This is a genomic window from Acidimicrobiales bacterium (assembly GCA_035533595.1).
Taxonomy (GTDB): Bacteria; Actinomycetota; Acidimicrobiia; order Acidimicrobiales; family Bog-793; genus DATLTN01.
This window is the reverse complement of record DATLTN010000027.1, coordinates 21,209-40,222: the sequence shown is the minus strand read 5'-3', so window position 1 is coordinate 40,222 and position 19,014 is coordinate 21,209. Positions and strand designations below refer to the sequence as shown.

Below are 19,014 nucleotides of genomic sequence, written 5' to 3'. Positions count from 1 at the left end.
GCCGGGTGCTTTGGTCAGACGAACTCGACGCGGGCCATCGGGGCGTTGTCCCCCGGGCGCGGGCCGAGCTTCAGGATCCGGAGGTAACCGCCCTGCCGGTCCGCGTAGCGCGGGCCGATCTCGGCGAAGAGCTTGTGCGCCATGTCCTTGTCCCGGATGTAGGCGACCACCTGGCGCTGGTTGTGCACTCCGCCGTCGCGCGCCTTGGTGATGATCTTCTCCGCGATCGGTCGCAGCGCCTTGGCCTTGGCCTCGGTGGTGACGATCGCCTCGGCGGCGATGAGGCTCGCGACGAGGTTGCCGAACATCGCCTTCTGGTGGGCGGCGTCGCCGCCGAAGCGGCGCCCCTTCTTCGGGGTGCCCGGCATCAGTAACCGCCGCCTGCGAGCGACAGGCCGCGCTCGTCGAGGCGCTGGATGACCTCGTCGAGGCTCTTCTGGCCGAAGTTCGTGATCGCCAGCAGGTCGTCGTGGGTGCGCTCGATGAGCTCGCCGATCGTGTTGATCTGCGCGCGCTTCAGGCAGTTGCGGGGACGCTCGGAGAGGTCGAGGTCCTCGATCGGCTGGTCGAGGTCGGGCGAGCCGGAGGTCGTCGTGGCGACGTCGCCCAGCTCGAGCCCCTCGGCGTCCTCGGTGAGCTCGGCGACGAGGCGCACGAGGGTGCGCAGCGTCTGGCCGGCCGAGGCGAGGGCGGCGCGCGGCGTGAGCGAGCCGTCGGTCTCGACGTCGAGGACGAGGCGGTCGAAGTCGGTGGACTGCTCGACGCGCGTCGGCTCGACGGTGAACGAGACCCGGCGCACCGGCGAGAAGATCGAGTCGACGGGGATCACGCCGATCGTCGAGGACTGCTTGTTCCGCTCCGCGGAGACGTAGCCCTTGCCGCGCTCGATCGTCACGTCCATCGCGAGGCGGCCCTTGGCGTTCACCGTCGCGAGGTGCAGGTCGGCGTTCAGGACCTCGATGTCCGAGGTCGCCTTCAGGTCGGCGCCGGTCACCTCGGCCGGGCCGCGCACGTCGACGCGCAGCGTCACCGGCTCGTCCGACTCGGAGGTGATGACGAGGTCCTTCAGGTTCAAGATGATGTCCGAGACGTCCTCCTTCACCCCCTGGAGGAAGGTGAACTCGTGGAGGGCGTCGTCAAAGCGGACCTGGGTGACCGCCGCGCCGGGGATCGACGAGAGCAACGTCCGACGAAGGGAGTTGCCGAGCGTGTGACCGAATCCGGGGTCGAGCGGTCCGATGGCGAACCGTTGCCGGTTGCCTTCCTCCTCGTCGATGGCCTCGACGGTCGGCCGCTGGATGATGAGCATCAGGGGTTGCTCCTCGCTTCTTCCGCTTTTTGGGTTACTTGGAGTACAGCTCGACGATGAGCTGCTCGCGAACTTGGGTGTCGATCTGCTCGCGGACCGGCAGGCTCCGCACAGTGACGTTGAGGGCGTTCTCGCCCACCTCGAGCCAGTTCGGGACCTGGCGGTCGACGAGGTCGAGGTTCTGCCGGACGACGATCATCTCCTCGTCGGCGGGCTTCAGCGCGACGACGTCGCCGATGCGCACCCGCGCCGAGGGGATGGAGACGCGCTTGCCGTTCACGGTGATGTGGCCGTGGGTGACGAGCTGGCGGGCCTGGTTGCGCGACGAGCCCCAGCGGGCCCGGTAGGCGATGTTGTCGACGCGTAGCTCGAGCATGCGCAGCAGGTTCTCGCCGGTGATGCCGCTCTGGCGGTTCGCCTCCTCGTAGAGGTTGCGGAACTGCACCTCCAAGACGCCGTAGATACGGCGCGCCTTCTGCTTCTCGCGCAGCTGGGTCTGGTACTCCGACCCCTGGCGGGTGCGGTCACGACCGTGGTCACCCGGGGGGTAGGGGCGGCGTTCCACCGGGCACGAGGTGCTCTCGCACTTCGGTCCCTTCAGGAACAGCTTGACCTTCTCTCGGCGGCACAGGCGGCACACCGGTCCGGTGTAGCGGGCCATCTTCGTCTCCTTTTCGGCCGCTACACGCGGCGCCGCTTCTTGGGGCGGCAGCCGTTGTGCGGGATGGGGGTCACATCTTTGATGCCGGTCACCTCGATGCCGGTGGCGGCGAGCGAGCGCACCGCGGTCTCGCGACCGGAACCCGGGCCGCGCACGAGGACGTCGACGCGGCGCACGCCCTGCTCCATCGCCCGCTGCGCGCACTGCTCGGCGGCCATCTGGGCGGCGAAGGGGGTCGACTTGCGCGAACCCTTGAAGCCGACGTTACCGGCGGAGGCCCACGCGATCACGTTGCCCTCGTGGTCGGTGATCGAGACGATCGTGTTGTTGAACGAGCTCTTGATGTGCGCGACGCCGTGGGTGACGTTCTTGCGCTCACGCCGGCGCGGCCTGCGGCCGCCGGGACGGGCTGTGGGTCTCGCCATCTACTTGCGCACCTTCTTCTTCCCGGCGACGGTCTTCTTCGGCCCCTTGCGGGTGCGGGCGTTGGTGTGGGTCCGCTGGCCGTGCACGGGGAGGCCCCGGCGGTGGCGGATCCCTTGGTACGAGCCGATCTCCATCTTCCGCTTGATGTCCTGGGCGACGTCGCGGCGGAGGTCTCCCTCGACCTTCAGGTTGGCGTCGATGTAGCTGCGGAGGCGGGCGACCTCCTCGTCGGTGAGGTCACGGACGCGGGTGTCGAGGTTGACCTCCGCGGCCGCGCAGATCTCCTTGGCCTTGGTCGGGCCGATGCCGTAGATGTAGGTGAGCGCGATCTCGAGCCGCTTCTCGCGGGGGATGTCGACGCCGGAGAGTCTCGCCATCGATCAGCCCTGCCGCTGCTTGTGGCGCGGGTTCTCGCAGATCACCATGACCACCCCATGGCGGCGGATGGTCTTGCACTTCTCGCACATCGGCTTCACGCTCGGTCGTACCTTCATCTCGAAATCCCTCGGGGTAGCTGCCGTTCCGGCAGGGCTGACGCCGTCAGATGCTCGGCGGCTACTTGTAGCGGTAGGTGATCCGTCCGCGGCTGAGGTCGTAGGGGGTGATCTCGACCTGCACCTTGTCGCCCGGCAGGATGCGGATGCGGTGCATGCGCATCTTCCCCGAGCTGTGGGCGAGCACCTTGTGGCCATTCTCGAGCTCGACGCGGAACATGGCGTTCGGCAGCGGCTCGGAGACGGTGCCTTCGAGCACTATCGCGTCTTCCTTCGGCTTCGGCAGTTCGTCCTCCTTGGACACGACAGGGACGCGGAGTCCTCGTCGGTCGGTTCATTGATCCCCGCAAGTGCTTCCGGGGGGTACCGTTTCGTTGCCCCGGCGGCGCGCACTACAAGCGCCGCAAGAGGCGAAGAGTCATCATAGCGCCTGAGCAGGCGCTCCGTCACGGGCGGGTGAGCACCTCCGGCCCGTCGTCGGTGACCACGATCGTGTGCTCGAAGTGCGCCGACAGGCTGCCGTCCGCGGTGACGACGGACCAGCCGTCAGCGAGCTCGCGGGTCTCGGGGCCGCCGACGTTCACCATCGGCTCGATCGCGAAGACGTTGCCCACCTTCAGCTTCGGGCCCGGCGTCCCCGGCCAGTAGTTCGGGACCTGCGGCTCCTCGTGCATCGCGGTGCCGATCGCGTGCCCGACGTAGTTCCGCACCACCGAGAAGCCCGCTTGCTCGGCGACCTCCTGGACGGCCCGGCCGATGTCGTGCAGGCGCTTGCCGGGGCGCATCTCCTCGATACCCGCCTCGAGGGAGGCCTCGGTGACCTCGATGAGGCGCCGCGCGAGCGGGCTGATCTCGCCGACGCCGGCGGTGTAGGCGGCGTCGCCGTGGTAGCCCTCGATGATCGCCCCCTGGTCGATCGAGATGATGTCGCCGTCCTTCAACAGGTAGTCGCCAGGGATGCCGTGCACGATCATCTCGTTCGGCGAGGTGCAGATCACCGCCGGGAAGCCGTGGTAGTTGAGGAAGTTCGAGCGGGCGCCGCGGCGCTCGATCACCTCGCGGGCGACCCGGTCGATGTCGGCGGTGGTCGCCCCGGGACGGATCGCGGCGCGCGTCTTGTCGATGATCTCGGCGACGACGCGGCCCGCCTTGCGCATCTTCGCTATCTCCTCCGGGCTGCGGATCAATCCTCGTCCCCCTCGGCGGCTGCCGACCCCTCGTTGCCGTCGGCGGCGTCGAGGCGCTCGTCGATGCCGGTCACGATCTCCTCGGTGATCTCGTCGGGCTCGCCGTCGCCGCGCACCGTGAAGAGAAGGGCCTTGGCCTTGTAGCGGTTGATGAGCGGGGCGGTCTCCTCCTCGTAGAGGTCGAGGCGGCGGCGGATCGCGGCCTCGGTGTCGTCCTCGCGCTGGATGACCTCGCCGCCGCAGACGTCACAGATCCAGTCGACGCGCGGGCGGTTCGCCGTCGAGTAGTTCGCCCCACAGTCCGCGCAGACCCGGCGCGCCGAGAGGCGCGCGAGGACGACGCGCGTCGAGACGTGCAGGTTGACCACCGCGTCGAGGGAGACGGGCTGGAGGAGCTCGTCGAGCTTCTCCGCCTGCACGAGGGTCCGCGGGAAGCCGTCGAGGACGAAGCCGCGCTCGTCGTTGTCGTCCATCTCGAGGCGCTCCCCCACCATCTTGAGGAGCAGCTCGTCGGGGACGAGGTCGCCGGCGTCCATGTAGTGGCGAGCCTCGAGGCCGAGGGGGGTCCCGGCCCGCACGTTGGCGCGCAGCATGTCGCCGGTCGAGATGTGCGGGATGGCGTAGTGGTGCGAGAGGCGCAGGCATTGCGTCCCTTTTCCCGCGCCCTGCTTTCCGAGGACGATGAGCCGCGCGCCCCGTCGCACCTAGCGGAGGAAGCCCTCGTAATTACGCATCGTCAGCTGGCTGTCAATCTGCTTGTTGGTCTCCAGCGCGACGCCCACGCTGATGAGCAGCGTGGTTCCGAAGAACGGGATGCCCTGAATGTGCCAGGCGGCGAGGATCGCCGAAGGGATAAGCGCCACCGCCGCGAGGAAGAACGCGCCGGCGAGGGTGATGCGGTTGAGGATGTGCGAGAGGTAGGCCTCGGTCGGCGCCCCGGGGCGGATGCCCGGGATGTAGCCGCCCTGCTTCCTGATCGTGTCCGCCTGCTGGTACGGGTCGAACTGCACCTGCACGTAGAAGAAGGTGAAGACCACGATGAACAGGCCGTAGAGGATGAGGTAGACGCCGTTGGTCGGCGAGAGCAGGTTGTTCGTCACCCAGTTGTGCACCCCGGCCCACGGCAGGACCGAGGAGAGGAGCACCGGGATGTAGAGCAGCGAGCTCGCGAAGATGATCGGGATCACGCCCGCCTGGTTCACCTTGAGCGGGATGTAGGTGCTCTGCCCGCCGTACATCCGCCGCCCCTGGACGCGCCGCGCGAAGGTCACGGGGATGCGCCGTTGGCCGAGCTCGACGGTGACGATCGCGACGAGCAGGAGCGCCCAGACGAGGATGATGATCACCACCCCGGCCGCGTGCTTGGACTCCTTGATGTAGTCGAGGTCGAGGGGGATCGTCGCGACGACGTTGGAGAAGATGAGGATCGACATCCCCTGGCCGATGCCGCGTTGGGTGATGTTCTCTCCGAGCCACATCACGAAGGCGGTGCCGGCGGTGAGGGTGAGAATGATGAACAGCACGTGCGGCGCGCTGAAGTCGGGGATGAGGTCGGTCGAGGTGGTCGCGCTCGACGAGAAGAGCTGACCCGAGTGGAGCAGGAAGACGATGCCCGACGACTGCATCAGCGCCAGCGCGACGGTGAGGTAGCGGGTCGCCTGTGTGAGCTTGCGCTGGCCGACGGCGCCCTGCTCCCGCCACTCCGCGAACTTCGGGATCACCGTGCCGAGGAGCTGCACGATGATCGACGCCGTGATGTACGGCATGATCCCGAGACCGAGCACCGCGGCGCGCGCGAGCGCGCCTCCGGAGAAGAGGTTGAGGAAGCCCAGCAGCCCCGAGTTCGAGGTCTTGGCGAGGGTCTCGATCTTGGTGAAGGAGACGCCCGGCACGGGGATGTTCGCCCCCAGCTGGTAGACGCCGATCATCAAGAGCGTGAACAGGACCTTGTTGCGGAGGTCCCGGACGAGGAAGATGTTTCGGATCGTGCCTGGCATCAGAAGCCCCCGCGGGCGCTGCGTCGCACGAGCGGCGCCAACCTACCGGTTGGCCAGCGCGTTGCCCCGCACTGGCGGGCGACGGTCGCCGTAGACGGACGGCACGACCGTCACCGTCCCACCAGCGGCTTCGATGCCGCGGCGGGCGGAGGCCGAGAAGGCGTGCGCCGAGACGGCGAGCTTGCGGTGGATCTCGCCGCCACCGAGCACCTTCACCATGCCCTTGTGGTGCACGATCCCCGCGGCGCGCAGCGACTCGGGTGTGATCTCGGTGTCTTCGAGGGCCTCGAGGATGTCGAGGTTGACGACGTTGTACTCGACGCGGAACGGGTTGGCGAAGCCGCGCAGCTTCGGGACGCGCTGGGTGAGCGGGAGCTGGCCGCCCTCGAAGCCCGGCTTCACCGTGTTGCGAGCGTGCTGGCCCTTGGTGCCACGGCCGGCGGTCTTGCCGCCCTTGCCGGCGATGCCGCGCCCGACGCGGCGACGGTCGCGGCTCGAGCCGGGGGCGGGCGCAAGGTCATGGAGTCTCATCAGGCGCTCACTTCGTCAACGTCGGCTTTCGGCTTCGCGGCCCGGGCCGAACGCTTGGCCGGCGCCTTCTCTGCGCCGGCAACTTCTTCGACCGACACCAGGTGGGGTACGCGAGCCAGCATGCCACGGATCTCCGGGCGGTCGGGCAGCAGGTTCTCGTGGCCGATGCGGCGCAGCCCGAGGGCGCGCAGCGTGGCGCGGTGCTTCGGCTTGGTGCCGATCCCGGAGCGGATCTGGGTCACCTTCAGGGTGCGGGCGTCGTCAGCCATCTCAACCCGCCTCGACGGCCGTGACGCGCCGCCGCTCGTTGTAGGCGCGCAGCACCCCGGCCGGGGCGACGTGCTCCTCGGGCAGGCCGCGCAGGCGCGCCACCTCGTCGGGGCGCACGAGGTGGCGCAGGCCGGAGATGGTCGCGTGCGCGACGTTGATCGAGTTCGACGTGCCGAGGGACTTGGCGATGATGTCGTGCACGCCGGCCATCTCGAGGATGGCGCGCGCCGCGCCGCCGGCGATGACGCCGGTGCCGGGCGCGGCGGGCTTCAGCAGGATCCGCCCGGCGCCCGCCTTGCCGATGATCGGGTGGGTGATCGTCGAACCCGCGAGGGGCACCTCGAAGAGGTTCTTCTTCGCCTCTTCGATGCCCTTCTGCACGGCCAGTCCGGCCTCCTTGGCCTTGCCGTAGCCGAGGCCGACACGCCCGTGGCCGTCCCCGATCACCATCAGCGCGGTGAAGGAGAAGCGGCGGCCGCCCTTCACCACCTTGGCGACGCGGTTGACCTTGATCGTCCGTTCCTCGAACTGGTTGTCGGGCACTAGAACTCCAATCCCTCGCCGCGCGCCGCCTCGGCAAGCGCTGCGACTCTGCCGTGGTAGCGGGAGCTCCCACGGTCGAAGACCACCTGTTGCACACCCTTGTCCTTGGCGCGCGTCGCGATGAGCTTGCCCACCTCGCGCGCCGCGTCGACGTTGCCGCCTGAGCTCGAGCGCAGCGCCGCCTCGACGGTGGAGGCGGCGGCGATCGTCCTGCCCGCCTCGTCGTCGATCACCTGGGCGACGATGTGGCGGTTCGAGCGGAAGACGGCGAGACGGGGGCGCTCCGGCGTGCCGTGCACCTTCTTGCGGACACGGTCGTGGCGGCGCTGACGCAGCCTGTCGAGCTTCGCGGCCTGACTCATCACTTGCCTGCCTTTCCGGCCTTGCGCCGGACGACCTCGCCGAGGTAGCGCACGCCCTTGCCCTTGTAGGGCTCGGGCTTGCGGAGCTTGCGGATGTCCGCAGCCACCTGGCCGACCTTCTCCTTGTCGATCCCGCGCACGGTGACGCGCGTCGGGACCGGGACCTCGAAGGTGATCCCCTCGGGGGCGTCGAAGACGACGGGGTGCGAGAAGCCGAGCGCGAGCTCGAGCTGACGGTCGCTGCGCGCGTTCGCGCGGTAGCCGACGCCGACGATCTCGAGCTCCTTCGCGAAGCCCTCGGTGACCCCGGTCACCATGTTCTGGACGAGCGTCCGGGTGAGGCCGTGCAGGGCGCGGCTCACCCGCTCGTCGTCGGGGCGCTCGACGACGAGGTTCGTGGTCTCGTCGTCGCGGCGCAGGGTGATCGGCGCCGGGACGCGGCGCGCGAGCTCGCCCTTCGGCCCCTTCACCGTGATCTGCTCGGCGTCGAAGTTCACGTCGACGCCGGCGGGGACGGTGATCGGGTTGCGGCCGATGCGCGACATCAGCGCCACCCCCTCGGCGAGCTCAGCTCACCAGACATAGCAGAGCACCTCTCCCCCGACCTTGCGCTTGCGCGCCTCGCGGTCGGTCATCAGCCCCTCGCTCGTCGACAGCACGGCGACGCCCATGCCGCCGAGGACGCGCGGCAGCCGGTCGGCGGGCGCGTAGACGCGCAGCCCCGGCGTCGACACCCGCTTCAGCCCGGCGATCGCACGCGCCCGCTCGGCGGTGTACTTCATCTGGATCTCGAGCACCGATCCGGCACGCGCCGCTTCGGTCGAGGTCTCGAAGCTGCTGATGTAGCCCTCGCGCTCAAGGATCGTGGCGAGCGCGGTCTTGAGCTTCGAGGAGGGCATCTTCACCGAGTCGTGCATCGCCGTGTTGGCGTTGCGGATGCGGGTGAGCATGTCCGCGATCGGGTCGGTCATCGTCATCGGCTGACCCTCCTCACCAGCTGGCCTTGGTCACGCCGGGGATCTCCCCGGCGTGCACGAGCTCGCGCAGGCAGATGCGGCACAGGCCAAACTGACGGAAGACGGCCTTCGGCCGGCCGCAGCGGCGGCAGCGCGTGTAGGCGCGCACCTTGAACTTCGGCTTGCGCTGCTGCTTTTGGACAAGGGCTTTCTTCGCCACAGTTACTGCACCTCGCGTCGGAACGGAAAGCCGAAGGCGTCGAGCAGGGCCTTTCCTTCGGCGTCGGTACGGGCGGTCGTCACGATCGTGATGTCCATGCCCCGGGTGGAGTCGACGTTGTCGTAGTCGATCTCCGGGAAGATCAGCTGCTCGGTGACCCCGAAGGTGTAATTGCCGCGCCCGTCGAAGCTGCGCGGCGAGAGGCCCCGGAAGTCGCGGATGCGGGGGATCGCGACGCTCACGAGGCGGTCGAAGAACTCCCACATGCGGTCCGAGCGGAGCGTCACCATCGTGCCGATCGGGTTGCCCTCGCGGAGCTTGAAGGTCGCGATCGAGCGGCGGGCGCGGGTGACGACCGGCTTCTGGCCGGTGATGCGCTCGAGGTCGCGCACCGCACCGTCGAGCAGGCTCTGCTGCTGGGTGGCGCGGCCGACCCCGATGTTCACCACGATCTTGGAGAAGCGGGGGACCTCCATCACGTTCTGCAGGCCGAGGTCGGCCTGCAGCTGCGCGCGGACCTCGTTGTCGTAGCGGACCCGCAGCCGCGGGCGCTCGACCTGTGCCGTTGCCGGGCTCACAGCGCCCCCCCGCACTTCGCGCAGACGCGCTGCTTCTTGCCGTCCTTGCCCAACTCGTAGCGGACCCGCGTCGGGCCGTCCTTGGAGCAGAGGATCGCCACCGCGGCCACGGGGAGCGGGATGTCCTTGTCGATGATCCCGCCCTGCATCGTGGCGCGCGCCGGGCGCGTGTGGCGCTTGGCGATGTTCACGCCGGCGACGAGGACCTTCTGCTCCTTGGGGAGCGCACGGATCACCTCGCCGGTCTTGCCGCGGTTCTTGCCCGAGAGGACCTGCACTCGGTCGCCCTTCTTGATCCGCATCAGATCACCTCCGGTGCGAGTGAGACGATGCGCATGAAGCGCTTGTCGCGCAGCTCGCGGCCGACGGGGCCGAAGATGCGCGTGCCACGTGGCTGCAGCTGCTCGTTGATGAGCACCGCGGCGTTCTCGTCGAAGCGGATGTAGCTGCCGTCGGGACGGCGCTTCTCCTTCTTCGCGCGCACGACGACGCAGCGCACGACGTCGCCCTTCTTCACCGCGGCGCCGGGCACGGCGTCCTTCACCGTCGCGATGAAGACGTCGCCGATGCGCGCGTAGCGGCGACGGCTGCCGCCGAGCACCTTGATGCAGAGGACCTCTTTGGCACCGGAGTTGTCGGCGACCCGGAGACGGGACTCCTGCTGGATCATCGGGCACGCTCCAGGACCTCGACGAGGCGCCAGTGCTTGAGGCGCGAGAGCGGGCGCGTCTCGGCGACGCGCACGCGGTCGCCGACCGCGAGCGCGTTCTCCTCGTCGTGCACGTAGATGCGCTTGGTTCGCTGCACCGTCTTCGAGTACCGGGCGTGACGGACACGCTCGACGACGGCGACGACCGCGGTCTTCTCCATCGCGGAGGAGACCACCAGGCCCTCACGGACCTTGCGGCGGTTCTCGCGACCGTTCTCGGTCGCTTCGGCCTCGGCCATCACGCCTCCTTGCCGGATGCACCGGCGGTTACCGCTCGGTCGCGCTCGCCGAGCAGCGTGCGCAAGCGCGCGATCTCCCGGCGGACGGTCTGGATCCGGGTCACGTTGTCGAGCCGGCCCGTCGCGAGCTGGAAACGCAGATTGAACAGTTCCTTCTTCGACTCCTCGAGGTGGTCTGCGAGCTCGTCGCTCGACAGTTCTCGGAGTTCGGTCGCCTTGGTCATCGTTACGCCTCGACCTCTTGGCCGACGCCCAGACGGGAGACGACGCGTGCCTTCATCGGGAGCTTCTGGATCGCGCGCTCGAGCGCGGAGTGGGCGAGCGCCTCGTCGACGCCCGCGAGCTCGAAGAGGATCCGCCCGGGGCGCACGACGGCGACCCAGTGCTCGGGGTTGCCCTTGCCCGAGCCCATGCGGGTCTCGGCGGGCTTCTGGGTGACGGGCTTGTCCGGGAAGATCCGGATCCACACCTTCCCACCACGACGGACGTGGCGGGTCATCGCGATACGGGCCGCCTCGATCTGGCGGGCGGTGATCCACGCCGGCTCGAGGGCCTGGATCCCGAAGTCGCCGAAGTCGACCGTCTGGCCGCCCTTCGCGGTGCCGGTCAGCCGGCCGCGCTGCTGCTTGCGGTACTTGACCTTCTTTGGCATCAACATCAGTCCACCTCCTTACGGAAGTGCGGGGTCTCGTGGTGCTGCTCACGGGTGCGGCGCTCGATCTCTTCTTCCTCGGCCAGCAGGCGCTCAAGGGCGTCGTCGGGAGGCGGTGCCGGAGCCTCGGCCTCGGGTGCGACGACCTCGTCGCTCTCGGTCGCCGTCTCGTCGGTCGCCGCGGGCGTCGTGCCGGGCTCGCCGAGCTCGGGACGGCGGCGGCCGCCACCGGCCGAGACGATGCGGCGCGGCGCGCTCTGGCCGGAGGTCTCGCCGACCGCCATCGCTGCCTCGCGGGTGATCTTGTCGTCGGCGGTGGTCTTGTAGGGGAGGATGTCGCCCTTGTAGATCCAGACCTTCACGCCGACGCGCCCCGTCGAGGTGCGGGCCTCGCGAAAGCCGTAGTCGATGTCGGCGCGCAGCGTGTGCAGCGGTACCCGCCCCTCGCGGTAGGACTCGCGCCGCGACATCTCCGAGCCGCCGAGACGGCCCGAGCACTGGACGCGCACGCCGAGGCCGCCGGCCTTTTGCACCGTCTGGATCGCCCGCTTCATCGCCCGGCGGAAGCTGATGCGCCGCGCCAGCTGGTCCGCGATGCCCTGCGCGATGAGCGCCGCGTCGAGCTCGGGCTGCTTGATCTCCTGGATGTTCAGCTGGATGTTCGCGTTGTGCGTGAGCCGGCCCAGGTAGCGGCGGAGGCGGTCGGCCTCCTGGCCGCGGCGGCCGATGACGATGCCCGGACGTGCCGTGTGCACGTCGACGCGCAACCGGTCACGGGTGCGCTCGATCTCGATACGACTCACCGCGGCCGCCTCGAGCTGGGACATCAGATAGTCGCGGATCTTCCAGTCCTCGATCACGGTGTCCTGGTAGGTGCGGTCGTCGAACCAGCGCGACTTCCAGTCCGTCGTGACGCCGAGGCGGAACCCGTAGGGGTTTACCTTCTGGCCCATCAGCCTTCTCCCTCCTCGGAGGCGGCGTCGGTGGCGCCCTCCTCCACGGCCGGGGAGTCCTCCCCGGCCTTTGCTGCGTCTTCCCCGGCTGCAGCCTCCCCGGCGTCGGCGGTCGCCTCGGCCTCGGGTGCTGCGCTCTCGGCTTCTGCGGTCGCGTCCTCTGCGGGGACGCTCTCCTCGCTCGTGACCGTCTCCTCGATCTCGGCGACGGTCGTCTCCGGGGAGGCCTCGATCGCCTCGGCGACGGCCTCGTCGGTCACGCTCGTCTCGAGCTCCTCGAGGCCCTCCACCTCGGCGGCGGCTGCGACCTGCTCGTCGCGGCGGCGGGTCCCGGCGACGCGCCGTGCGCGGCGGTCGGCGAGGTCGGCGGCGACGCGCGCCCGGCGACGGGCGAGGCGGTCGTCGGGCATGCGGGCGAGGATGATCGTCACGTGGCAGGTGCGCTTGCGGATGCGCGTCGCGCGCCCGCGTGCCCGTGGCCGCCAGCGCTTCATCGTCTCGCCCTCGTCGGCGTAGCAGGTGGCCACGTAGAGCTCGGTCGGGTCGAGGCCCTCGTTGTGCTCGGCGTTCGCCGCGCACGAGCGCAGCAGCTTCGCGATCGGCACGCTCGCGGCGCGCTCGGTGTACTCGAGGGTCTGGGCCGCCGAGACGTAGTCGAGGCCGCGGATGAGGTCGAGGACCTCGCGCGCCTTGGTGCTCGACATGTGGCTGTGGCGCAGCACGGCGCGGGTGCCGGGGCGCTCGTTGGTCTTCACGGTCATCTCAGCGCCTCGCCGCCCGCTCTTGGCCTGCGTGGTAACGGAAGGTGCGCGTCGGCGCGAACTCGCCGAGCTTGTGACCGACCATCGACTCGGTGATGTAGACGGGCACGTGCTTGCGCCCGTCGTGCACGGCGATCGTGTGCCCGACCATGTCGGGGATGATCGTCGAGCGCCGCGACCAGGTGCGGATGACCCGCTTCTCGTTCTTCTCGTTCAGGTCGTCGACCTTCTTCAACAGGTGGTCGTCGACGAACGGGCCCTTCTTCAAGCTCCTCGGCATGGGATCCTCGGTTGCCTCAGCGCCTGGCGCCGCGGCTGCGGCGACGGCGGATGATCATCGAATCGGAGGACTTGCGACGCGGGCGCGTGCGTCCTTCCGGCTTGCCCCAGGGCGAGACCGGGTGGCGACCACCCGAGGTCTTGCCCTCGCCGCCACCGAGCGGGTGGTCGACGGGGTTCATCGCCACACCGCGGCTCTGAGGGCGGACGCCCTTCCAGCGGTTGCGGCCGGCCTTGCCGATCGAGAGCAGCTCGGCCTCGGCGTTGCCGACCTCGCCGAGGGTCGCCCGGCAGTCGATCGGCACCCGGCGCATCTCGGTCGAAGGGAGGCGGAGGGTGGCGAAGGAGCCTTCCTTGGCGACGAGCTGGACGCTCATCCCCGCGCCGCGCGCGATCTTGCCGCCGCCGCCCGGCTTCAGCTCGACGTTGTGCACGACCGAGCCGACGGGGATGTAGCGCATCGGCAGCGCGTTGCCGGGGCGGATCTCGGCGCCCTGGCCCGACTGCAGCACGTCACCGACCACGACGTTGCGGGGGGCGAGGATGTAGCGCTTCTCGCCGTCGAAGTAGTGCAGCAGGGCGATTCGCGCGTTGCGGTTCGGGTCGTACTCGATCGCCGCGACCTTGGCGGGGACGCCATCCTTGTTCCGCCAGAAGTCGACGATCCGGTACTGCCGCTTGTGGCCGCCGCCGCGGTGGCGGGCGGTCTTGCGGCCGTAGCTGTTGCGCCCACCCGAGGAGGGCAGCGGCACGACGAGCGTGCGCTCGGGGCGGCTCTTGGTGATCTCGGAGAAGTCGGAGACCGACTGGAAACGCCGACCGGGGCTGGTCGGCTTGCGCTTGCGCACTGCCATCGTCTTCGCTCCTAGCTCTCGAACAGCTCGATGCGGTCGTCGCCGGCAAGGCGGACGATCGCTCGCTTGGTGTCCGGGCGGGTGCCGAAGGTCGCGCGCTTGCGGTTGCGCTTGCGCTTGCCCTTGCGGTTCAAGGTGTTGACCGAGGCGACCCGCACGGAGAAGGCCTCTTCGACCGCCTGGCGGATCTGCAACTTGGAGGCGCGGGGGTCGACGACGAAGACGTAGGCGCCCCCGTCCATCAGCCCGTAGGACTTCTCCGAGATCACGGGGCGCAGCAGCACGGTGCGGTCGCTCACTTCGCGTCCTCCTCGTTCATCCCGGCCTCGGCCACCTCAGCCGCCGGCGCTTCGGCCCCGGGCGCCGGCGTGGCGCTGGCCTTGGGGGCCTTCGCCGGGGCGGCGGCCTTCACGGGGGTTTCGGTCTCGACCTCGCCGGCGGCCTCGACCTCGCCGGCCTCGACATCGGCTGCGGTCTCGGGCTCGGCGGCATCGGCCTTCGGGGCCGGGGTGCGCCGGGCGCGGGCGGGCTTGGTCTCGAGCGGCGTGTTCTCGCCGGGGATGGTGTCGTCGGTGAAGACCACGACGTCGGCACCGAGCACGTCGTAGGCGGTCAGCTGGTCGGTCGGGAGCGTCACGACGTACGAGAGGTTGCGAAAGGAGCGCAGCGCGCTGTCCTCGCCCTTCGCGAGCACGACCAACACGCGACCCTCGCACTCGAGCGCGGCGAGCGTCGCGATCGCGTCCTTGGTCTTCGGGCTCTCGAAGGTCAGTGCGTCGACGAGGCGGAGCTCGCCGGCACGGGCACGGTCCGAGAGGGCGCAGCGCAGCGCGGCCTGCACCATCTTCTTCGGGGTGCGCTGGGCGTAGCTGCGGGGCTTCGGTCCGTGCGCGACGCCACCACCGGAGTAGTGCGGGGCGCGGATCGAGCCCTGACGGGCGTTGCCCGTGCCCTTCTGGCGGAAGGGCTTGGAGGAGCCGCCGGCGACCTCGGCCCGCGTCTTGGTGCTCTGGGTGCCGGAGCGGCGGTTCGCGAGCTGGGCGGTGATCACCTGGTGGAGGAGGGGAACGTTCACCGCCACACCGAAGATCGTGGGGTCGAGCTGCACCGAGCCGAGGACCTCGCCCGACATCGAGCGGCGCTCGAGGACCGGCGCGGCAAGCTCCGTCGTCGTCGCGGTCATCGACCGCCTCCCTTCACCGCGTTGCGGATCAGCACGAGGGCACCGCGGGGGCCGGGGACGGCACCCTTCACGAGGACGAGCGAGCGGTCGGCATCGGCTGCGACGACCTCCAAGTTGAGGGTCGTCACCTTCTCGTGGCCGAGGTGACCGGCCATCTTCGTGCCCTTGAAGACACGCGCCGGCGTGGCGCAGGCGCCGATCGAGCCCGGCGCACGGTGGTGCTTGTGGTTGCCGTGCGAGGCGCCCTGGCCTTTGAAGTTGTGGCGCTCCATGCCGCCCGCGAAGCCCTTGCCCCTGGAGATCGCGGTGACGTCGACCTTCTCGCCGGCGGCGAGGATGCCGGCGTCGATCTCCTGGCCGATCTCGTAACCGGAGGTGTCGTCGAGGCGCAGCTCGACGAGGCGCTTGCCAGGGCTCACGGAGTTCTTCTTGAAGTGGCCCGACTCAGGCTTGGTGAGGGCGTGCTCAGCGCGCACGCCGTAGGTCACCTGGAGGGCCTCGTAGCCCTCCTTCTCCTTGGTCTTCACCTGCACGACACGGACCGGCTCGACGCGCAGCACCGTGACAGGAATGGCCCGGTGCTCGTCGTCGAACACCTGCGTCATGCCGACCTTCTCGCCGACGATCGCTTTGGTTGCCATCTGTCCGTCTCTCTCGTCCCTGTCGCCACCCGCGCCGCCGCGTGCGGACGGTGCATCATCTCCATACGCATGGCAGCGCCTCGCTGCGAAACTCGCGCGAGGCGCCTCATTCACTTGCCGGGTGGTCCCCCAAGAGCTTGGGGCACGCCCGGACGTCTGTTGGCTCGCCACGTACCAGCGGGCGAAAGACCTTACCACCTCGTACGGAAGCCTGCGCAGGGGCCTTCTCGGCCCGTAAGCGCAGCGCGGGGCCGCCGCAGCGGCCCCGCTTTCCTGCCGATCGCGCCAGCGGCGCCGCGGTCAGGCGGTCTGGATCTTGGTTCAAGGTTCTCCTGTCCCGTCGTTGCACGGATCCCTCTTATGGGGCTGTGGCCTGCGGCGGGATTGGCATCTCGATGGTAGATTGATGCCATGGAAACGACAATCGATTCCGCGGGCCGAATCGTCGTCCCGAAACCACTGCGGGACGCGCTGGGGCTGGAACCGGGAACAACGGTGGACATCTCGTCCTACGGCGCGGGTCTGACCCTCATCCCCCACAGCCGCACAGCGAAGCTCGTACACGAGGGCGGCTACCTCGTCGCAGAGGGAGACCGGCCCATAAGTGACGACGATGTCTTTGCATTGATCGATGCCGGCCGTCGCTGATCCGTCGCTCTCGGTCGACACCAGCCTGGCCCTGCCGCTTTTGCTTCGCAATCATGAAGCGCATCAGCGATCGACCGAGTGGCGAGCAGGACGTCGGCTATCAATCGCTGGTCACGCCTGGATCGAAACCTACGCCGTGCTCACTCGGCTCCCCGGAGCTGCTCGGCTCTTGCCAGGCGACGCCGTGAGGCTGCTGAAGTCGAATTTTTCGGAGCCCCTACCCCCATCCCCTCACCTGCTTGCCAACGCGGTTGAGCTCTTCGCCACCGCAGGCATCGCCGGTGGAGCCACCTACGACGGCTGGATTGCGCTCGCAGCACTGGAACATCAAGTCGTATTGGCCAGCCGGGACCTCCGAGCGGAGAGCACCTACCGTCGCCTCGGGGTCGAGGTCGAACTCGTAATCTAGAGGTAGCTACTCACGAATCAGGAACGTTCGGAAGCGCTGACCCCCGCGAGCGAGCAAGCCGACGCTGAGCCCGCCGATTTTCGGCAACCCGCAGCATCCCCGCGAGCCCGAGACGGAGCAGGACCGCGTCCCGAAGGTCGACGTCGGAGTCGTCGCAGACCCCGAGGAGACTGCCGTAGACCTCGTCGTAGGTGAGCCAGCGCGCCGGGTACTTGCCCTGTGGCTTCCCGTACAGGGGCGGGGTCGCCCGCAGTGGGTTCTCCCGGCTCTGCAGCTCCTCGACGAGCGCGGGGTCGGCCTCCCCCTGGCGCACGCACCAGCGCAGGAAGGTGCAGATGCGCGCGAGGCGGTTGCGTCGGGTGTTGTTCGCTCGCGCCGTCGCGACCCACTGGTTGACCATCGCGCCCGTGAGCGCCCGAGGGCGTCCCACCCCGCAAACGCGAAAAAAACCCGAAGCTCGGCCCGGTACTGGTGGGCCGTCTTCGGGTTCGTGTACCGACCGGCGAAGCGGTCGATGATTCAGTGGTTGGTGACCACTCATCGTGGTCACCAACCACTCTCAGCGTTAGGCGGTCTGTATCTTGATCTCGATGTCGACACCGGCGGGGAGGTCGAGGCGTTGGAGCGAGTCGACCGTCTTCGGGGTGTGCTCCACGATGTCGACGAGGCGCTTGTGGATGCGCATCTCGAAATGCTCGCGGCTGTCCTTGTACTTGTGGGGCGAGCGGATCACCGTGTAGCGGTGCTTCTCCGTCGGGAGCGGCACCGGTCCACGGACCTTGGCCTGGGTGCGCAGCACCGTCTCCACGATCTTCTTCGTCGACTGGTCGACGATCTCGTGGTCGTACGCCTTCAGTCGGATCCTGATCCGCTGGCCCGCCATGACTACTTGAGGATCTTCACAACACGACCGGCGCCGACCGTACGGCCGCCCTCCCGGATCGCGAAGCGAAGGCCCTCATCCATGGCGATCGGCTTCTGCAGCTCGACCGTCATCTCGGTGTTGTCGCCCGGCATGATCATCTCGGTCCCCTCGGGGAGGCTGATCGTGCCGGTGACGTCGGTGGTGCGGAAGTAGAACTGCGGGCGGTAGTTGGTGAAGAACGGCTTGTGACGGCCGCCCTCCTCCTTGGTGAGGATGTAGACGTTGGCGTCGAAGTTGGTGTGAGGGGTGATCGAGCCCGGCTTGCAGAGCACCTGACCCCGCTCGACCTCCTCCTTCTTCGTGCCACGGAGGAGGATGCCGACGTTGTCGCCCGCCTGGCCGGAGTCGAGGAGCTTGCGGAACATCTCGACGCCGGTGACCACGGTCTTCTGGGTGGTGCGCAGGCCGACGATCTCGACCTCCTCACCGACCTTCACCTGCCCCTGCTCGATGCGGCCGGTGACGACCGTGCCACGGCCGGTGATCGTCATCACGTCCTCGACCGACATGAGGAAGGGACGGTCGATGTCGCGGACGGGCTCGGGGATGAAGGAGTCGACCGCGTCCATCAGCTGCATGATCCCGGCGGCGGCGTCCGCGTCGCCCTCGAGGGCCTTCAGCGCGGAGACTCGCACCACGGGAGTGTCGTCGCCGGGGAACTCGTACTCGTTCAGCAGCTCGCGCACCTCGAGCTCGACGAGGTCGAGGAGCTCCTCGTCGTCGACCATGTCGGCCTTGTTGCGGGCGACGACGATCGACGGGACGCCGACCTGGCGGGCGAGCAGCACGTGCTCACGGGTCTGGGGCATCGGGCCGTCGGCGGCGGAGACGACGAGGATCGCGCCGTCGACCTGGGCGGCGCCGGTGATCATGTTCTTGATGTAGTCGGCGTGGCCCGGCATGTCGACGTGCGCGTAGTGGCGCTTGTCGGTCTCGTACTCGACGTGGGCGATCGAGATCGTGATCCCACGGGCCTTCTCTTCGGGGGCCTTGTCGATCTGGTCGAACGCGGTGAAGGCGACGGTCGGGTTGTGGTCGTGGAGGACCTTCGTGATCGCGGCCGTCAGCGTCGTCTTGCCATGGTCGATGTGGCCCATCGTCCCGACGTTGACGTGCGGCTTCGTGCGCTCGAACTTCTGCTTTGCCATTGGTGCGGCAGCTCCGTTGCTCAGGGTGGGCCCCCGTGGCCCGACCGGTGTGTGGTTGTCTGGAAAACGTGCTCGGGGG

The 19,014-nt window shown here is 68.9% G+C and carries 32 protein-coding genes and 3 pseudogenes; 2 read left to right on the top strand and 33 right to left on the bottom strand.

Annotated elements, in window-relative coordinates; translation table 11 throughout:
• Positions 1-14: 14 nt before the first annotated feature.
• The 30 genes and pseudogenes from rplQ to rplC all read right to left on the bottom strand — a co-directional run bounded on the left by rplQ (position 15) and on the right by rplC (position 15,805).
• On the bottom strand, positions 15-368 hold the full coding sequence (gene rplQ / locus VNF07_05240) for a 50S ribosomal protein L17 (GenBank protein HVB05634.1): 354 nt from the start codon (positions 366-368) through the stop codon (positions 15-17).
• Entirely contained in the window at positions 368-1,309 is a 942-nt protein-coding gene (locus VNF07_05235) for a DNA-directed RNA polymerase subunit alpha (GenBank protein HVB05633.1), read from the bottom strand. Before VNF07_05235 ends, rplQ begins: the two co-directional genes overlap by 1 nt.
• A 34-nt stretch (positions 1,310-1,343) precedes the next feature.
• Entirely contained in the window at positions 1,344-1,970 is a 627-nt protein-coding gene (gene rpsD, locus VNF07_05230; GenBank protein HVB05632.1) for a 30S ribosomal protein S4, read from the bottom strand.
• A gap of 20 nt (positions 1,971-1,990) precedes the next feature.
• Entirely contained in the window at positions 1,991-2,395 is a 405-nt protein-coding gene (rpsK, locus tag VNF07_05225; GenBank protein HVB05631.1) for a 30S ribosomal protein S11, read from the bottom strand.
• Entirely contained in the window at positions 2,396-2,773 is a 378-nt protein-coding gene (gene rpsM / locus VNF07_05220; GenBank protein HVB05630.1) for a 30S ribosomal protein S13, read from the bottom strand.
• 3 nt (positions 2,774-2,776) lie between these two features.
• Positions 2,777-2,890, bottom strand: coding sequence for a 50S ribosomal protein L36 (gene rpmJ, locus VNF07_05215; protein ID HVB05629.1), 114 nt, complete (start codon positions 2,888-2,890; stop codon positions 2,777-2,779).
• Positions 2,891-2,951: 61 nt separating this feature from the next.
• Positions 2,952-3,176, bottom strand: coding sequence for a translation initiation factor IF-1 (infA, locus tag VNF07_05210; GenBank protein ID HVB05628.1), 225 nt, complete (start codon positions 3,174-3,176; stop codon positions 2,952-2,954).
• A 160-nt stretch (positions 3,177-3,336) separates the two neighbouring features.
• Positions 3,337-4,077 (bottom strand): type I methionyl aminopeptidase, encoded by a 741-nt coding sequence (gene map, locus VNF07_05205; GenBank protein HVB05627.1) that lies wholly within the window; start codon positions 4,075-4,077, stop codon positions 3,337-3,339.
• The gene (locus VNF07_05200) at positions 4,074-4,781 is read right to left on the bottom strand and encodes an adenylate kinase (GenBank protein ID HVB05626.1); all 708 of its coding nucleotides are present in this window, start codon (positions 4,779-4,781) and stop codon (positions 4,074-4,076) included. Before VNF07_05200 ends, map begins: the two co-directional genes overlap by 4 nt.
• The gene (gene secY / locus VNF07_05195; GenBank protein ID HVB05625.1) at positions 4,782-6,074 is read right to left on the bottom strand and encodes a preprotein translocase subunit SecY; all 1,293 of its coding nucleotides are present in this window, start codon (positions 6,072-6,074) and stop codon (positions 4,782-4,784) included. It abuts the gene before it with no gap.
• A 42-nt stretch (positions 6,075-6,116) separates the two neighbouring features.
• On the bottom strand, positions 6,117-6,605 hold the full coding sequence (rplO, locus tag VNF07_05190; GenBank protein HVB05624.1) for a 50S ribosomal protein L15: 489 nt from the start codon (positions 6,603-6,605) through the stop codon (positions 6,117-6,119).
• A gap of 83 nt (positions 6,606-6,688) precedes the next feature.
• A pseudogene (gene rpmD / locus VNF07_05185) lies at positions 6,689-6,874 on the bottom strand (50S ribosomal protein L30).
• Position 6,875: 1 nt separating this feature from the next.
• Positions 6,876-7,418, bottom strand: coding sequence for a 30S ribosomal protein S5 (rpsE, locus tag VNF07_05180; GenBank protein ID HVB05623.1), 543 nt, complete (start codon positions 7,416-7,418; stop codon positions 6,876-6,878).
• Positions 7,418-7,780 (bottom strand): 50S ribosomal protein L18, encoded by a 363-nt coding sequence (gene rplR, locus VNF07_05175; GenBank protein ID HVB05622.1) that lies wholly within the window; start codon positions 7,778-7,780, stop codon positions 7,418-7,420. The genes rpsE and rplR overlap by 1 nt, the downstream gene beginning before the upstream one ends.
• On the bottom strand, positions 7,780-8,325 hold the full coding sequence (gene rplF / locus VNF07_05170; GenBank protein ID HVB05621.1) for a 50S ribosomal protein L6: 546 nt from the start codon (positions 8,323-8,325) through the stop codon (positions 7,780-7,782). Before rplF ends, rplR begins: the two co-directional genes overlap by 1 nt.
• 27 nt (positions 8,326-8,352) lie before the next feature.
• On the bottom strand, positions 8,353-8,757 hold the full coding sequence (gene rpsH, locus VNF07_05165; GenBank protein HVB05620.1) for a 30S ribosomal protein S8: 405 nt from the start codon (positions 8,755-8,757) through the stop codon (positions 8,353-8,355).
• A 13-nt stretch (positions 8,758-8,770) separates the two neighbouring features.
• The gene (locus tag VNF07_05160) at positions 8,771-8,956 is read right to left on the bottom strand and encodes a type Z 30S ribosomal protein S14 (protein HVB05619.1); all 186 of its coding nucleotides are present in this window, start codon (positions 8,954-8,956) and stop codon (positions 8,771-8,773) included.
• A 2-nt stretch (positions 8,957-8,958) separates the two neighbouring features.
• The gene (gene rplE, locus VNF07_05155; protein HVB05618.1) at positions 8,959-9,498 is read right to left on the bottom strand and encodes a 50S ribosomal protein L5; all 540 of its coding nucleotides are present in this window, start codon (positions 9,496-9,498) and stop codon (positions 8,959-8,961) included.
• Between the two features lie 32 nt (positions 9,499-9,530).
• Positions 9,531-9,836: a 50S ribosomal protein L24 gene (gene rplX, locus VNF07_05150; GenBank protein ID HVB05617.1), complete on the bottom strand. Its 306-nt coding sequence runs from the start codon at positions 9,834-9,836 to the stop codon at positions 9,531-9,533.
• A complete protein-coding gene (gene rplN / locus VNF07_05145) occupies positions 9,836-10,204 on the bottom strand; it encodes a 50S ribosomal protein L14 (protein ID HVB05616.1) in 369 nt (122 codons plus the stop codon). Before rplN ends, rplX begins: the two co-directional genes overlap by 1 nt.
• A complete protein-coding gene (gene rpsQ, locus VNF07_05140) occupies positions 10,201-10,482 on the bottom strand; it encodes a 30S ribosomal protein S17 (protein HVB05615.1) in 282 nt (93 codons plus the stop codon). Before rpsQ ends, rplN begins: the two co-directional genes overlap by 4 nt.
• The gene (gene rpmC, locus VNF07_05135; GenBank protein ID HVB05614.1) at positions 10,482-10,706 is read right to left on the bottom strand and encodes a 50S ribosomal protein L29; all 225 of its coding nucleotides are present in this window, start codon (positions 10,704-10,706) and stop codon (positions 10,482-10,484) included. The genes rpsQ and rpmC overlap by 1 nt, the downstream gene beginning before the upstream one ends.
• 2 nt (positions 10,707-10,708) lie before the next feature.
• A complete protein-coding gene (rplP, locus tag VNF07_05130; protein ID HVB05613.1) occupies positions 10,709-11,140 on the bottom strand; it encodes a 50S ribosomal protein L16 in 432 nt (143 codons plus the stop codon).
• A gap of 320 nt (positions 11,141-11,460) precedes the next feature.
• Positions 11,461-12,087 (bottom strand): annotated as a pseudogene (gene rpsC / locus VNF07_05125) (30S ribosomal protein S3).
• 422 nt (positions 12,088-12,509) lie between these two features.
• A pseudogene (gene rplV / locus VNF07_05120) lies at positions 12,510-12,848 on the bottom strand (50S ribosomal protein L22).
• A gap of 1 nt (position 12,849) precedes the next feature.
• Positions 12,850-13,128: a 30S ribosomal protein S19 gene (rpsS, locus tag VNF07_05115; protein ID HVB05612.1), complete on the bottom strand. Its 279-nt coding sequence runs from the start codon at positions 13,126-13,128 to the stop codon at positions 12,850-12,852.
• Positions 13,129-13,144: 16 nt separating this feature from the next.
• Entirely contained in the window at positions 13,145-13,981 is an 837-nt protein-coding gene (gene rplB / locus VNF07_05110) for a 50S ribosomal protein L2 (GenBank protein ID HVB05611.1), read from the bottom strand.
• Between the two features lie 11 nt (positions 13,982-13,992).
• Positions 13,993-14,280 carry a 50S ribosomal protein L23 gene (gene rplW / locus VNF07_05105; GenBank protein ID HVB05610.1) on the bottom strand — a complete coding sequence of 96 codons (288 nt, stop codon included), beginning with the start codon at positions 14,278-14,280 and terminating at the stop codon, positions 13,993-13,995.
• A complete protein-coding gene (gene rplD / locus VNF07_05100) occupies positions 14,277-15,164 on the bottom strand; it encodes a 50S ribosomal protein L4 (protein HVB05609.1) in 888 nt (295 codons plus the stop codon). The genes rplW and rplD overlap by 4 nt, the downstream gene beginning before the upstream one ends.
• Positions 15,161-15,805: a 50S ribosomal protein L3 gene (gene rplC / locus VNF07_05095; GenBank protein ID HVB05608.1), complete on the bottom strand. Its 645-nt coding sequence runs from the start codon at positions 15,803-15,805 to the stop codon at positions 15,161-15,163. Before rplC ends, rplD begins: the two co-directional genes overlap by 4 nt.
• Positions 15,806-16,216: 411 nt before the next feature.
• On the opposite strand from rplC, the gene VNF07_05090 reads away from it, so the two are divergent.
• A complete protein-coding gene (locus VNF07_05090) occupies positions 16,217-16,453 on the top strand; it encodes an AbrB/MazE/SpoVT family DNA-binding domain-containing protein (protein ID HVB05607.1) in 237 nt (78 codons plus the stop codon).
• A complete protein-coding gene (locus VNF07_05085) occupies positions 16,437-16,862 on the top strand; it encodes a PIN domain-containing protein (protein HVB05606.1) in 426 nt (141 codons plus the stop codon). The genes VNF07_05090 and VNF07_05085 overlap by 17 nt, the downstream gene beginning before the upstream one ends.
• A 10-nt stretch (positions 16,863-16,872) precedes the next feature.
• Here the strand turns inward: VNF07_05085 and VNF07_05080 are convergent, their stop codons facing one another.
• From VNF07_05080 to tuf, 3 genes are all read right to left on the bottom strand, one after another.
• Positions 16,873-17,292 carry a hypothetical protein gene (locus tag VNF07_05080; protein ID HVB05605.1) on the bottom strand — a complete coding sequence of 140 codons (420 nt, stop codon included), beginning with the start codon at positions 17,290-17,292 and terminating at the stop codon, positions 16,873-16,875.
• A 135-nt stretch (positions 17,293-17,427) separates the two neighbouring features.
• A complete protein-coding gene (rpsJ, locus tag VNF07_05075; protein HVB05604.1) occupies positions 17,428-17,745 on the bottom strand; it encodes a 30S ribosomal protein S10 in 318 nt (105 codons plus the stop codon).
• Positions 17,746-17,747: 2 nt separating this feature from the next.
• A complete protein-coding gene (gene tuf, locus VNF07_05070; GenBank protein ID HVB05603.1) occupies positions 17,748-18,935 on the bottom strand; it encodes an elongation factor Tu in 1,188 nt (395 codons plus the stop codon).
• Positions 18,936-19,014 lie beyond the last annotated feature (79 nt).

Excerpts from the sequence above, each read along its gene's own strand:
- VNF07_05235 (HVB05633.1), bottom strand. The coding sequence starts at position 1,309 with ATGCTCATCATCCAGCGGCCGACCGTCGAGGCCATCGACGAGGAGGAA.
- rpmJ (HVB05629.1), bottom strand. The coding sequence starts at position 2,890 with ATGAAGGTACGACCGAGCGTGAAGCCGATGTGCGAGAAGTGCAAGACC.
- rplB (HVB05611.1), bottom strand. The coding sequence starts at position 13,981 with ATGGCAGTGCGCAAGCGCAAGCCGACCAGCCCCGGTCGGCGTTTCCAG.
- rplQ (HVB05634.1), bottom strand. The coding sequence starts at position 368 with ATGCCGGGCACCCCGAAGAAGGGGCGCCGCTTCGGCGGCGACGCCGCC.
- VNF07_05090 (HVB05607.1), top strand. The coding sequence starts at position 16,217 with ATGGAAACGACAATCGATTCCGCGGGCCGAATCGTCGTCCCGAAACCA.
- rplP (HVB05613.1), bottom strand. The coding sequence starts at position 11,140 with ATGTTGATGCCAAAGAAGGTCAAGTACCGCAAGCAGCAGCGCGGCCGG.
- rplF (HVB05621.1), bottom strand. The coding sequence starts at position 8,325 with ATGTCGCGCATCGGCCGCAACCCGATCACCGTCCCCGCCGGCGTCGAC.
- rplC (HVB05608.1), bottom strand. The coding sequence starts at position 15,805 with ATGGCAACCAAAGCGATCGTCGGCGAGAAGGTCGGCATGACGCAGGTG.
- rplN (HVB05616.1), bottom strand. The coding sequence starts at position 10,204 with ATGATCCAGCAGGAGTCCCGTCTCCGGGTCGCCGACAACTCCGGTGCC.
- rpmC (HVB05614.1), bottom strand. The coding sequence starts at position 10,706 with ATGACCAAGGCGACCGAACTCCGAGAACTGTCGAGCGACGAGCTCGCA.
- rpsK (HVB05631.1), bottom strand. The coding sequence starts at position 2,395 with ATGGCGAGACCCACAGCCCGTCCCGGCGGCCGCAGGCCGCGCCGGCGT.
- rpsH (HVB05620.1), bottom strand. The coding sequence starts at position 8,757 with ATGACGATGACCGACCCGATCGCGGACATGCTCACCCGCATCCGCAAC.
- tuf (HVB05603.1), bottom strand. The coding sequence starts at position 18,935 with ATGGCAAAGCAGAAGTTCGAGCGCACGAAGCCGCACGTCAACGTCGGG.
- rpsS (HVB05612.1), bottom strand. The coding sequence starts at position 13,128 with ATGCCGAGGAGCTTGAAGAAGGGCCCGTTCGTCGACGACCACCTGTTG.
- rplO (HVB05624.1), bottom strand. The coding sequence starts at position 6,605 with ATGAGACTCCATGACCTTGCGCCCGCCCCCGGCTCGAGCCGCGACCGT.
- rpsM (HVB05630.1), bottom strand. The coding sequence starts at position 2,773 with ATGGCGAGACTCTCCGGCGTCGACATCCCCCGCGAGAAGCGGCTCGAG.
- rpsJ (HVB05604.1), bottom strand. The coding sequence starts at position 17,745 with ATGGCGGGCCAGCGGATCAGGATCCGACTGAAGGCGTACGACCACGAG.
- rplD (HVB05609.1), bottom strand. The coding sequence starts at position 15,164 with ATGACCGCGACGACGACGGAGCTTGCCGCGCCGGTCCTCGAGCGCCGC.
- secY (HVB05625.1), bottom strand. The coding sequence starts at position 6,074 with ATGCCAGGCACGATCCGAAACATCTTCCTCGTCCGGGACCTCCGCAAC.
- rpsD (HVB05632.1), bottom strand. The coding sequence starts at position 1,970 with ATGGCCCGCTACACCGGACCGGTGTGCCGCCTGTGCCGCCGAGAGAAG.
- VNF07_05085 (HVB05606.1), top strand. The coding sequence starts at position 16,437 with ATGCCGGCCGTCGCTGATCCGTCGCTCTCGGTCGACACCAGCCTGGCC.
- rplX (HVB05617.1), bottom strand. The coding sequence starts at position 9,836 with ATGCGGATCAAGAAGGGCGACCGAGTGCAGGTCCTCTCGGGCAAGAAC.
- rpsQ (HVB05615.1), bottom strand. The coding sequence starts at position 10,482 with ATGGCCGAGGCCGAAGCGACCGAGAACGGTCGCGAGAACCGCCGCAAG.
- rplR (HVB05622.1), bottom strand. The coding sequence starts at position 7,780 with ATGAGTCAGGCCGCGAAGCTCGACAGGCTGCGTCAGCGCCGCCACGAC.